Source organism: Marinobacter piscis (assembly GCF_007671655.1).
GTDB lineage: Bacteria > Pseudomonadota > Gammaproteobacteria > Pseudomonadales > Oleiphilaceae > Marinobacter > Marinobacter piscensis.
Genome location: NZ_VCGX01000001.1, coordinates 901,313 through 913,563, shown reverse-complemented (window position 1 = coordinate 913,563; position 12,251 = coordinate 901,313). Strand labels below are relative to the sequence as shown.

Genomic DNA, 12,251 nt, shown 5'->3' with positions numbered 1-12,251 from the left:
ACTCACACCGCCTTACCCTTCTATTGAACACGACAGAATCCGCGACAGCTGGCTGTATGCCAGCCCGGTTTCCTGGTGCCAGGCGGTAAAGGCTGCCTGCGCCTGCTGCAGTCCCTTTTTGCTCCCAGGCGATGCATCCAGAAGCCCGGCGAGGCGCAAACCGGCGACCACATCGTGAGACATAATAAAACCATCCCAGCCGACACGGCGCAGGAAATACTGGGCACTGTTTCCGCCCAGACGGGAGCCATTACGCTTAAGCCACAGTAACAGCCCGACCTGATCTTCCGACGGCCACTGATTCAGAAACCTGCCAAAACTGCCGTACTCCCGGGCTGCATCCATAATCATGCGGGCGTTCTCCGGAACGGTACGAATTTTCTGCATGTTGCGCACAATTCGCTCATCACTGGCCAGTTCTTCCAGAACCTCCGGTGACACCTGCTGCCAGTAGGCGGGCACAAACCCGTGAAAGGCCGCCTCAAAACCCGCCCATTTATTGTCAATAACCCGCCAGACAAAGCCGGCCTTGAACACACAGCGGGTAATCTCGGCAAGATAACGATCATCGGTTCTTGCTTCCAGCTCACTGCGTGGGGGCAATTGCGGCAGCAGGGCGTTCAGCTCTTCAATACCGCCTTTGCGGACAATTGCACGTTCATGAATGTCTGAAAAACGCATAGTACCTCTTAATTGGAGTGTTGCCCGGGCCGGTGAACACCCTGATAGTTTCCTTACGAATAGTGATATAGCTCAATTGTAACCTGATACTTATCAACTACACTCGAAAACAACGATCTGGAAATCGTGCCCCTATTCCGACCAAGCAAAAATACAATTCCAAGTCGGAGTTGGAACCTTTCACTAGCTATCAGCTTAGCTGTGAGTGCGAATCAAGGAGAAGCGCAGTGGACGAAAGCAACCGTTCCCCCAACACCCAACCAGAACACCCTTCAGATAACACATCCGACAACCCTGAACACGATTTGGCAACGCGGTTTCCCACCGCTTATACCATTCTCTTTCTGCTGATCATTCTTGTTGCAGCTCTGACCTGGATTATACCCGCCGGCCAGTACGACCGGGCAATGAATGAGGAGGTCGGGCGTGAGGTCGCTGTGCCCGGCACCTACCAGGCGGTTGACCCTAACCCTCAAGGTTTCATGGATATCCTGCTCGCGCCTACCGCCGGGTTTTATGATCCTGACAGCTATGTGGCTAATGCTATCGATGTGGCCTTGTTTGTGCTCTTTCTCGGCGGTTTTCTGGGGGTCATGAATGCGACGGGGGCCATAGATACCGGAATACGCAGCGCCATGCGACACCTCAAGGGTCGAGAGGTCTGGATGATCCCGATCCTGATGAGTTTATTTGCCATCGGCGGTACCACCTATGGCATGGCTGAGGAGACCCTGGCTTTTTATGCCATTCTGATTCCGGTCATGATGGCCGCCGGGTACGATGTCATAACCGGCGTGGCCATTATCCTGATCGGGGCCGGCATTGGCGTTCTGGGCTCTACCATCAACCCGTTTGCGACAGTTATCGCCGCCAACGCAGCGCAAATTCCGTTTACAGACGGTATTGTCGTGCGCTTTATTCTGCTCATTGGCGGCCTGCTGATTTGCGCGGGCTACGTTATGCGTTATGCCGTTCGCGTAAAGTCAGACCCATCTCACTCTGTCGTCTCCAAACAATGGGATGCACATCGCCGGCTATTTCTGGGCAAGCATGCCGACGAGGTTCAGGCTTCCACTCTGACCAGAACACAGATTGTCGCGCTGCTGATCTTTGCTGCCACCTTCGTTGTGATGATCTGGGGCGTATCGTCTCAGGACTGGTGGATGGCGCGCATGGGGGCACTGTTCTTTGGCTCTGCGCTTGTCATCGGCATCATTGCCCGCCTGGGCGAGAAAGAGCTGACCGGCAGCTTTGTGGATGGTGCCCGTGATCTCCTGGGCGTTGCTCTGGTAGTAGGGCTTGCAAGAGGCATCGTGGTGATCATGGATCAGGGCATGATTGCAGACACCATTTTGCACAGCGCCGAAACGTCCCTGGGTGGATTACCTGAGCTGGCATTCATCAACCTGATGTTCTGGATCGAGGTAGGCATGAGTTTCTTTGTGCCATCGTCATCCGGACTGGCAGTTCTGTCGATGCCAATTCTGGCACCACTCGCAGACTTCGCTCATGTAGGCCGGGATCTGGTGGTCACCGCGTACCAGTCAGCCAACGGGCTCGTAAACCTGATCAACCCGACGTTTGCAGTCGTCGTCGGTGGTTTGGCAATTGGTCGCGTGTCTTATGACCGCTGGATCGCGTTTATCTGGCCTTTGCTTCTGATCCTGACCATCTTCATTTCAATCGTTATCAGCATAGCTGCACTCATTTAACGGAGGTTTAAACCATGTCCGAACAAAAGCTTGGCGTACATTCAGAAACCGGAAAACTGCGGCAGGTGGTTGTATGCCGACCTGGCCTGGCCCACCGCAGACTCACTCCATCCAACTGCGACGCCCTGTTGTTTGACGACGTTTTCTGGGTCAAACAGGCTCAGAAAGATCACGATGTGTTTGCCAGCGTGATGCGGGATCGAGGGGTCGAGGTGGTGGATGTCAACGATTTGCTGGCCGAAACCCTCGACATTCCGGAAGCCCGCAAGTGGATCCTGGATCACCGGATTACCTGGAACGATATAGGCGTAGGAATGATCTCTGACCTGCGTGCCTGGATGGACGAACTGCCAGGCAACAAGTTGTCGGAGTACCTGATTGGTGGCCTGGAAGTAGGCGACCTGCCATTTGATCCCACCGGGCTTTTCGGCAACCAGCTGGGGCACTACGGCTTTGTACTGCCACCATTGCCGAACTACCTGTTTACCCGGGATAACAGCTCCTGGATTTACGGTGGTGTCACCCTTAACCCCATGTACTGGGCCGCGCGCAAGCCCGAAACCCTGTTGATGGCCGCTGTGTATAACTTTCACCCGAAGTTCGCCGGCAAGGTGGATGTCCTCTGGGGCGCCCCCACAAAAGACCACAGCCTTGCCACACTGGAAGGCGGTGATGTCATGCCTGTCGGCAACGGCACGGTTCTTGTTGGCATGGGCGAGCGCTCCTCACCCCAGGCCGTGGGACAGCTGGCCAATGCTCTGTTCAAGAGGGGCACTGCAGAGCGGGTCATTGCCTGCCAGATCCCAAAATCCCGAGCAGCCATGCACCTGGATACCTTCTTTACCTTCTGCGGTGGCAACGTCGTTACAGCCTTCAAAGAAGTCGCAGAGGAGCTGATTTGCTACGACCTGCGCCCGGGTGAAGGCGGGAAACACCTGTCTTTCCGGCAGGACCCCAGACCCTTGTTCGATGTGGTCGCAGACGTGCTTGGCTATAAATCCCTGGAGGTTGTTCCAACCGGAGGCGATAACCCGGCCGAACGTGAGCGGGAACAGTGGAACGACGGCAACAACGTACTGGCCCTGAGCCCGGGTGTGGTTATCGGCTACGACCGCAACGACGACACCAACGCCGCTCTTGAGGCAGCCGGTATCGAAGTGCTGGCGATTCCCGGCGCCGAACTGGGCCGTGGCCGCGGTGGTGGGCGTTGCATGAGCTGCCCCACAATGCGTGATCCCGTTTGACCGGAGAGGGTCCAGACCATGGCTTTTAATCTGAAAAATCGTCATTTCCTCACCTTGCGGGACTTTTCGCCGCAAGAGATCAGTTTTCTGCTGAAGCTGGCCAAAGACCTGAAAGCGGCCAAATACGCCGGCACTGAAGTGCCCCAGCTAACCGGCAAGGAACTCGCGCTGATCTTTGAAAAGAACTCCACCCGGACACGGGTGGGGTTCGAGGTGGCCGCTTACGATCAGGGGGCCCGGGTGACCTACCTGGGACCCTCAGGCACCCATATTGGCCACAAAGAATCGGTAAAAGATACCGCCCGGGTGCTGGGCCGTGTTTATGACGGCATTGAGTACCGGGGCTTCGGCCAGAAAATTGTTGAGGAACTGGCAGAGTTTGCAGGTGTACCGGTTTTTAACGGCCTGACCGATGAGTTCCACCCAACCCAGATTCTTGCCGACTTTCTGACTATGCAGGAACACGTTGAAAAGCCACTGCATGAGGTGGCTTATATCTATCTCGGCGATGCCGCTAACAACATGGGCGACAGCCTGTTGATCGGGGGCGCCAAAATGGGCATGGATGTACGCCTGTGTGCCCCAAAGACCTGCTGGCCAGATCAGTCTGTACAGAAGGAGGCTCAGGCTATTGCCTCAGAAACCGGCGCCCGGATCACCATTACTGAAGACATTGACGCTGCTGTAGCAGGGGTCGACTTCGTCTACACCGATGTGTGGGTGTCCATGGGTGAGCCGAAAGAAAAATGGGATGAGCGAATCAAGTTATTGATGCCTTATCAGGTAAACGCTGCCCTGATGGAAAAAACCGGCAACCCGCGAGCGCGCTTTATGCATTGTCTGCCGGCCTTTCATAACACTGAGACCACAGTGGGCAAGGAAATAGAAGCCGAGTTCGGCATTACTGCGATGGAGGTGACGGACGACGTTTTCGAAAGCCCTGCATCCATCGTGTTTGATCAGGCGGAAAACCGCATGCACACCATCAAGGCGGTGCTGGTAGCCACACTCGGAGCCTGATACTGGCTCCGACTGCTGAAAAAAGGATGCACAGGATGCTGATTGTTGCAGCTCTGGGCGGTAACGCCCTTTTAAAACGCGGCGAGCCGTTAACCGCCAAAACCCAGCGCACCAATGTGAAAATCGCTGCGAAATCACTGGCTAAACTGGTAGAGGCCGGACATGAGCTGGTGATTACTCACGGCAACGGCCCCCAGGTGGGGTTGCTGGCATTGCAAGGCGCGGCATACAAGCCTGAGGAAGCCTACCCGCTGGATGTGCTGGGTGCGGAAACCGGCGGCATGATCGGGTACATGATCGAACAGGAGATGGAAAACGCCCTCAACCATAGCCGCCCTGTGGCAACACTGCTCACCCAGGTGGTGGTTGACCGGGAGGATCCTGCCTTCAAAAACCCCACCAAGTTTATCGGCCCGGTCTACGATAAGGCAGAAGCCGAATCCCGGGCAGCGGCAGCCGGATGGCACATTGCGGCTGACGGCGATAAATGGCGCAGAGTCGTTCCCTCGCCTGCACCCAAAGAAATACCCGATATGCGGGTGCTGAAGCTGCTGCTGGATCAGGGGGTAGTTGTCATCTGTACCGGAGGTGGCGGTATTCCGGTGCTACGCCGTAACGACGGCAGTATGACCGGTGTAGAAGCCGTGATCGACAAGGATGCGGCCAGTGCCTTACTGGCACAAGAGCTGCGGGCTGATGCACTACTGCTGTTAACCGATGTGGACGCGGTATATCGTGACTTTGGTACACCTGCTGCCGCACCTGTTCGAAAAGTAACCCCCGAACAAGGACGGAAGCTGGATGTTCCTGCCGGCTCCATGGGACCAAAGGTGGCGGCAGCCTGCGATTTCGCCGACACCGGAGGTGTCAGTGGCATTGGCCGGCTGGAAGATGCACTCGATATTCTGGATGGGCGCGCAGGCACACTCATCAGCAAAGGCGCTACTCATAACTCTTAATCACTCGGGCCCGTTATTCATGTCAAATCAGGTCATTGATATTGGGCAGGTTGTAGGCATTCGCGGCGGCGTTGTGGACGTACAGTTTCCGGCCACCTCGCCCCGTATTCAGGATCTGGTTTACGCGGGTAACCTGGCACTGGAGGTAACCTCTCTTCTGGATAATGGCGCCGTGCGCTGTATGGCGCTGGCGCCGGTGCGTGGGCTGGGGCTGGGAATGCCAGTGCAAGCCACCAGCGCGCCCATTCAGGTGCCGGTGGGCGATACTGTGCTGGGGCGGATGCTCAATGTGTTTGGCGAACCTATTGATGACAAACCAGCCCCTGCCGCTAAAGTGCGGCGCTCTATCCACCAACCACCTCCGGCTCTGGAAGACCGCGTTATACACAGCGACATTCTGGAAACCGGCATCAAGGCCATCGATCTGCTCTCACCTATTGAGCGCGGCGGCAAAACCGGGCTATTCGGTGGTGCTGGCGTGGGTAAAACCGTGCTGATTACAGAACTGATCAACAATACAGTTCAGCACTACCAGGGCGTGAGCCTGTTCTGCGGCATTGGTGAGCGCTCGCGGGAAGCTGAAGAGCTCTACCGCGAGATGGGCGACGCCGGTGTGCGGGACAAGACAGTGATGCTGTTCGGACAGATGAACGAAGCCCCGGGAGTGCGGTTTCTGGTGGGAAAGACCGCACTCACCATGGCCGAATATTTCCGCGATGAGCAAAAACAGGATGTATTGCTGCTCATCGACAATATTTTCCGCTTCGTGCAGGCGGGTTCAGAGGTCTCCGGATTGATGGGGCGCATGCCCTCCCGGGTTGGCTATCAGCCGACGCTGGCCACGGAGCTGGCGACACTGCAGGAGCGCATTACCTCCACGCGCAACGGCGCCATCACCTCTATTCAGGCGGTTTACGTGCCAGCCGATGATTTTACTGACCCCGCCGCAGCCCATATTTTTTCACACCTTTCCGCCTCGGTGGTGCTCTCGCGCAAGCGCGCCAGTGAGGGTCTCTATCCGGCAGTAGACCCGCTGGGCTCTGCCTCCGTAATGCTGACCCCCGCAATTGTCGGGCAGCGCCATTACGACATTGCCCGGGCGGTAAGGCGCACCCTGGCCGAATACGAAGATCTGCGCGATATTATTGCCATGCTGGGCATGGAAGAGCTCTCAGCCGCAGACCGGGCTACAGTGGCGCGGGCACGGCGGCTTGAACGCTTCCTCACTCAGCCGTTTTTCACCGTCGATGCCCTGACCGGCGACAGCGGCAGGCGCGTGTCCATCAAGGATACGCTGGACGGTTGCGAAACCATCCTGAACCAGATGGAATTTCACGATAACGAAACCGACTACTACATGATTGGTTCCTTGCAGGATCTGGAGAAAAAACCATGAGCCTCGCCGAATCCATGCAGGTAACGCTGCGACTGCCCACTCGTACACTGTTCGAAGGCAGCGTGCAGCGGTTGTTTGCCACCGCGCAAAACGGCGCTTTCGGCATGCTTCCGAACCACACGGATTTCGTTACCGCGTTGGTACCCTCGGTTTTGATTCTCACCTCAACCGACGGCACTGAAACATTTTTTGGCGTCGACGAAGGCATGCTGATGAAAACCGGCCACCAGGTCGATATCGCCATACGCCGCGGTGTTCAGGGCAAAGACCTGGAAACCCTGAACGAAACCATACAAGCCGCGTTTATCGAAGTGGACGAAGAAGAACGGGTGGCTCGCTCAGCCCTGTCCCGCCTGGAAGCGGGCATAGTGCGGCGTTTTGGCGACTTAAGGAAACCCACGGTATGAGCACGAATAATGATCGCTCTGCAGAAAACATCCGGCGCAGTGCCGAGCGTATGAAGCGCGCGCGCAATGAGCCAGGCGTCAGTCCCCTGCGTGGGCTGGGCGCATTCGGCATCATCGGCTGGTCGATCGCTGTGCCCACTGTGGGTGGTGCCTTCCTGGGATTATGGTTGAACAAGGTGGCACCTCAGAACTTTTCCTGGCCCATTGCGTTGATTCTGGGCGGGGTCGTTGTAGGAGGCATCATTGCCTGGAGCTGGATCGAACGAGAAGGCCCGGATCACAAGGAGGATAAGCGGTGATAACAGTCGACTGGCATGCGGTACTGCTGGGGTTTTCGTTTGGCTTACCCGTCAGCGCGTTATTTTTTCTGGGGCTGGCCTGGGGCATGGGGCGCGCTTTGCGTTCTGGTCGCCCCGGTCTCTGGTTGATGGCCAGCTCTTTTTGCCGGATGGCAATACTGCTTGGCATTGGCGCTCTGGTAACCGCTTACGCGAGCAGTAACTGGGCCATAGCTGGCTACGCTCTGGCGTTTTTCCTGGCACGGCTTATTGCCGTGCTCTGGGCAAGAATCGGCAAAACACCCACCACGGCCACGCAGGAGGGCACATAATGCAGCTGACCCCCGATGACATTGTTGTGTTCACACTGGCAGGCTGGGAGGTCAACGCCACCATCGTCAACACCTGGATTGTAATGGCACTTCTGGTGGGTATTTCCATGCTGATTACCCGCAACCTGCGCCCGGACGTGCCGCCCAACCGCTGGCGCACCACGCTGGAGGTAATCGTAAAACTGATTCAGGGCCAGATTGAGGAAGTTACCCGCAACTCGGCGCGCCATGTCATGTACTTTGCCGGTACCCTGTTCCTGTTCATAGCTTTGTCGAACCTGATGCTGGTAATCCCCGGGTTTTCGCCGCCCACATCGTCACTATCCACTACGGCAGCACTGGCGTTATCTGTGCTGGTGGCGGTACCGATTTTCGGCATAGCCAGCGGCGGCGTCGGGCATTACCTGAAAACCTTTATCGAGCCCTCGATCATCATGTTGCCGTTCAATATTATCGGCGAGTTCTCCCGGGGTATTTCGCTGGCTATTCGCCTTTATGGCAACGTAATGAGTGGGGCCGTCATAGCGGCCATTCTGCTGACGGTCGCACCGTTTTTCTTCCCGGTCATCATGGACATGCTCGGCTTACTGACCGGCATGATCCAGGCCTACATATTTGCCATTCTCGCCACTGTTTATATTTCATCTGCCACCGCAGAACCAGACCACCCAGTGCTCAAGAAAGAGGATAAACCATGACCGATCTTGCCATTATTGCGGCCATTTCCATATTTACCGCCGGCTTGACCATTGCTATTGGTGCTATCGGCCCGGCATTAGGCGAAGGGCGGGCTGCCGCAGCTGCGATTGCCGCGATTGCACAGCAACCCGACGCGGCACCAACCCTGTCACGAACCCTGTTTGTGAGTCTGGCGATGATCGAATCCACCGCCATTTACTGCTTTGTGGTGGCGATGATTCTTATTTTCGCCAACCCGTTCTGGGATACCATGCAGGTTGCCGCAGGAGGCTAGAACCAATCATGTCCATTGACTGGGTTACTGTTATTGCGCAGATTGCCAACTTTCTGGTTCTGGTGTGGCTGTTGAAGCGTTTTCTCTACCGCCCGATTCTTGAGGGCATTGATGCCCGTGAGGCAGAAATCACCCGCCGCATGGCCGAGGCCGGGGAAGCCGAGAAAAAAGCCCAGGCCGCCGAAGCGGAATTCCGCCAACAGAAAAAACAACTGTTGTCTGACCAGGATGCCATGGTCAAACAGGCGTTAAAGGAATCGCAAGACCAGCGCGACAACATTCTGGCCGAGGCCCGGGCAAGACTGGAGCAGGAACAGCAAGACTGGCACAAACACCTTGAGCGTGAGCACCAGAAGTTCACCACCCGACTGCAGCGGGCAGGCGAAGAAACCCTGCTGGAGCTCACCCGCAAAGCCCTGCGGGATCTCGCGGACGAGCCCCTGGAAGAAGCCATTGCTCGCCACGTCAGCGCACGCCTACGGCCCATTGCCAGTGAGCTCACAGACGCGGCGGGCGACAGTAAAAAGGCTGTTGCAACCACTCGCGACCCTTTGCCCGAGCCGGCACAAGCACTGATGCGAGCCGATATTAAAGATCTGCTCCCCGCCATCAGCCTGGACTTTGAAACTGATCCACAGCAGGCGCCAGGCCTGGTTTTGCGGATCGGCGGCGCCCAGGTGGCCTGGACAGTGGACAGTTATACTGACGAATTTGACGCTTTATTAAGTGAGCGCATGGCGACCGGTACCTCCGGGCGAATATAGCCCGGCGGTATATAAATCCGATTGTGTGAAAGGATAAATAAAACACTATGTTGCATTCAGCCGAGCAGTTCGAGGCATGGCGGGAATCCCTGCTGGCAACACCTGCACCAACGCCGGTAATAACCGAAGTGGGCAAGGTAACCGAAGTCGGCGACGGTGTGGCAGTGGTCACCGGCCTCGCCCGCGCCCTGGCGGATGAACTGCTGTTGTTCGAGAGCGGTGTGCGCGGCATAGTGCTGGATCTGGAACCTGGCAGGCTCGGTGTGATTCTGCTCGGTCCCTCGGAGCGCATTTCTCTGGGGGAAGATGTACGCCGCACCCGCAAGGTGGTGAGCGTGCCCGTTGGCCCGGCCTTGCTCGGGCGGGTAGTGGATGCCATGGGCCGCCCGAGAGACGGCCTTGGGGACATCGCCGCGGTGGCTGAAACCCCCATTGAAGCAGAAGCTCCAGGCGTTCTCAGCCGCTCAGCCATATTCCGCCCCCTGGCGACCGGCATCAAAGCCATAGACGCCGCCGTACCCGTAGGCCTCGGCCAGCGTGAGTTGATCATAGGTGATCGGCAAACCGGCAAAACCTCTATCGCCATAGACACCATGCTTAATCAGGCACGATCAGACGTGACCTGTATCTATTGCGCCATTGGCCAGCGTGGTGATGCGGTCTCACGAGTCATCGCTGCCCTGAAAAAAGACAACATGCTGGACCGCTGTATCGTGATGTCGGCGGGAGACGAAGAAACACCGGGGCTGGCTTACATTGCACCTTATGCCGCCATGGCCATGGCAGAGTATTTTTCCGATCAGGGCCGGGATGTGTTGGTGATTTTTGATGACCTTACCCACCACGCCCGCTCTTACCGGGAGCTGTCATTACTTTTGCGCCGGCCACCGGGGCGAGAAGCCTTCCCCGGGGATATCTTTTACGTTCATGCCCGCCTTCTCGAGCGGGCCGGCCAGTTTACCCGGGAAACCGGGGGCGGCTCGATCACCGCCTTGCCGGTGGTGGAAACCCAGGCGGAAAACCTGTCGGCTTACATTCCTACCAACCTGATCTCCATCACCGATGGGCAAATCTACCTGTCGCCACGGCTGGTGCGCCGAAATCAGTTTCCGGCCGTGGATCTGGGTTTGTCCGTTTCCCGCGTGGGCGGTAAAGCGCAGAGCCGCACCCTGCGGGAAGTCGCCGGTAACTTGCGGGTTACCCTGTCGCAGTTTGAAGAGCTGGAAGACTTTGCACGCTTCGGCACACGGTTGGACGACACCACCCGCGCCCGCCTCACCCGTGGTGCTGCGGTTCGCACCGCGTTACGTCAGGCCGAGCGTGATCCCATGCCTGCCGCCGAACAACTGGCAGTTTTGATTGCCGCAATGGAAGGGCTTTTCGACGCCTTGTCTGAAGAACAACTGGGCGATGCAATGGACCGCATTCGTGCTGCTGCCCGCAAGCATTTCCAGTTTATCGATGAACGCATCAGTGAAAACAAGGCGCTGAGCCAGGAAGATCGCGCACAGATTATTACAACTGCCCGCACCGCAGTATCTGCAAACAACAGGGGGCAGGTGCCAGGCTCTGACGAGGACAGCCATGGCCCAGACGCTTGAAGCACTCACCCGGCAGAGCGATACCCTGACCAGTATTCGTGGCATCGTTCACACTATGAAAACCCTGTCGGCGATAAACGCAACGCCTTATGAACACGCAGCCCGCTCAATCGAAGCCTATCATCAGGCCATACTGCGGGGCTTTGCAGCCTTCGCTTATCGAACCGGTGGTATCAGCCTGCACCAGGAAGAGGCGCTTGAGCACCTGGTGATTGTATTCGGCTCCGACCATGGCCTCTGCGGCAACTATAATGAAGTGCTCGCCGAAGTGGTGCAGCAGCACTGCCAAAGCCAGGGTAAAGGCAAACACCGTCTGCTCTGCATCGGCGCACAAATGAACGATGCCCTGGATGATCAGGGGCTGATGCCAGAAGCAGTTCTGCTGCCACCTGCCTCAGCTGATGGCATAGGTCGCCTCGCTGGCGATATTGTTACCCGCATCGACCGCTTTAGCCGGGGCCAGCCGCTGCATCACCTGGCCGTTACCCTCGCCTTTACCAGGCGCGGTGACCACGGCGCCCGGGAGCCAACGATACAGGGACTTCTCCCGCTGTCATCTTCCCTGCTTCAACCAGCGAAGAACTGGAGTTCACGCTCACTTCCGGATTACACCATGGAGGCGGATGCCCTGCTGTCGTCCCTGATCCGCAGCCATATCTTCGCCAGTGTGTTCCGCGCCTCCGCAGAAGCCATGGTGACCGAAAACTCCGCTCGACTGGCGCTGATGCAACAGGCTGAGCAGTCAGTAGATGAGCGTATTGAGGGGGTGGAAGGCGAACTGAGATCGGTACGGCAGGATGAAATCACCAACGAACTGATGGATGTGATTATTGGGTTTGAGGCGTTGAAGAAGCGGCGAAAACCGCAGCCCTGAGGCTGCGGCA

At 57.2% G+C, this 12,251-nt stretch carries 14 protein-coding genes; 13 read left to right on the top strand and 1 reads right to left on the bottom strand.

Going from position 1 to position 12,251, the window contains the following annotated elements; all coding sequences use genetic code 11:
- Window positions 1–12: 12 nt before the first annotated feature.
- Entirely contained in the window at window positions 13–681 is a 669-nt protein-coding gene (locus tag FFI95_RS04205) for a DNA-3-methyladenine glycosylase I (protein ID WP_144821126.1), read from the bottom strand.
- A 227-nt stretch (window positions 682–908) separates the two neighbouring features.
- Between FFI95_RS04205 and FFI95_RS04200 the strand changes: the two genes are divergently transcribed.
- Genes FFI95_RS04200 through FFI95_RS04140 form a run of 13 tightly spaced genes read left to right on the top strand, consistent with a single transcriptional unit; the run spans window position 909 to window position 12,241 of the window.
- Window positions 909–2,393, top strand: a complete 1,485-nt coding sequence (locus tag FFI95_RS04200; protein ID WP_144821125.1) for a YfcC family protein — start codon at window positions 909–911, stop codon at window positions 2,391–2,393.
- A gap of 14 nt (window positions 2,394–2,407) precedes the next feature.
- Entirely contained in the window at window positions 2,408–3,637 is a 1,230-nt protein-coding gene (locus tag FFI95_RS04195) for an arginine deiminase (protein WP_144821124.1), read from the top strand.
- An 18-nt stretch (window positions 3,638–3,655) separates the two neighbouring features.
- Entirely contained in the window at window positions 3,656–4,657 is a 1,002-nt protein-coding gene (locus tag FFI95_RS04190; RefSeq protein ID WP_144821123.1) for an ornithine carbamoyltransferase, read from the top strand.
- A 35-nt stretch (window positions 4,658–4,692) separates the two neighbouring features.
- Window positions 4,693–5,616 carry a carbamate kinase gene (arcC, locus tag FFI95_RS04185; RefSeq protein WP_144821122.1) on the top strand — a complete coding sequence of 308 codons (924 nt, stop codon included), beginning with the start codon at window positions 4,693–4,695 and terminating at the stop codon, window positions 5,614–5,616.
- A 34-nt stretch (window positions 5,617–5,650) separates the two neighbouring features.
- Window positions 5,651–7,012: a F0F1 ATP synthase subunit beta gene (atpD, locus tag FFI95_RS04180; protein WP_246069417.1), complete on the top strand. Its 1,362-nt coding sequence runs from the start codon at window positions 5,651–5,653 to the stop codon at window positions 7,010–7,012.
- Window positions 7,009–7,419, top strand: coding sequence for an ATPase (locus tag FFI95_RS04175; protein ID WP_144821120.1), 411 nt, complete (start codon window positions 7,009–7,011; stop codon window positions 7,417–7,419). Before atpD ends, FFI95_RS04175 begins: the two co-directional genes overlap by 4 nt.
- Complete coding sequence (locus FFI95_RS04170; protein ID WP_144821119.1) at window positions 7,416–7,718, top strand: AtpZ/AtpI family protein; 303 nt, start codon at window positions 7,416–7,418, stop codon at window positions 7,716–7,718. Before FFI95_RS04175 ends, FFI95_RS04170 begins: the two co-directional genes overlap by 4 nt.
- Window positions 7,715–8,029, top strand: a complete 315-nt coding sequence (locus FFI95_RS04165) for an N-ATPase subunit AtpR (protein ID WP_246069376.1) — start codon at window positions 7,715–7,717, stop codon at window positions 8,027–8,029. Before FFI95_RS04170 ends, FFI95_RS04165 begins: the two co-directional genes overlap by 4 nt.
- Window positions 8,029–8,727 (top strand): F0F1 ATP synthase subunit A, encoded by a 699-nt coding sequence (locus FFI95_RS04160; protein WP_144821118.1) that lies wholly within the window; start codon window positions 8,029–8,031, stop codon window positions 8,725–8,727. The genes FFI95_RS04165 and FFI95_RS04160 overlap by 1 nt, the downstream gene beginning before the upstream one ends.
- Entirely contained in the window at window positions 8,724–9,002 is a 279-nt protein-coding gene (locus FFI95_RS04155; RefSeq protein WP_144821117.1) for a F0F1 ATP synthase subunit C, read from the top strand. The genes FFI95_RS04160 and FFI95_RS04155 overlap by 4 nt, the downstream gene beginning before the upstream one ends.
- An 8-nt stretch (window positions 9,003–9,010) precedes the next feature.
- Window positions 9,011–9,766, top strand: a complete 756-nt coding sequence (locus FFI95_RS04150) for a F0F1 ATP synthase subunit B family protein (protein WP_144821116.1) — start codon at window positions 9,011–9,013, stop codon at window positions 9,764–9,766.
- A gap of 47 nt (window positions 9,767–9,813) precedes the next feature.
- Window positions 9,814–11,367, top strand: a complete 1,554-nt coding sequence (locus tag FFI95_RS04145; RefSeq protein WP_144821115.1) for a F0F1 ATP synthase subunit alpha — start codon at window positions 9,814–9,816, stop codon at window positions 11,365–11,367.
- The gene (locus FFI95_RS04140) at window positions 11,351–12,241 is read left to right on the top strand and encodes a F0F1 ATP synthase subunit gamma (protein ID WP_144821114.1); all 891 of its coding nucleotides are present in this window, start codon (window positions 11,351–11,353) and stop codon (window positions 12,239–12,241) included. The genes FFI95_RS04145 and FFI95_RS04140 overlap by 17 nt, the downstream gene beginning before the upstream one ends.
- Window positions 12,242–12,251: the final 10 nt, after the last annotated feature.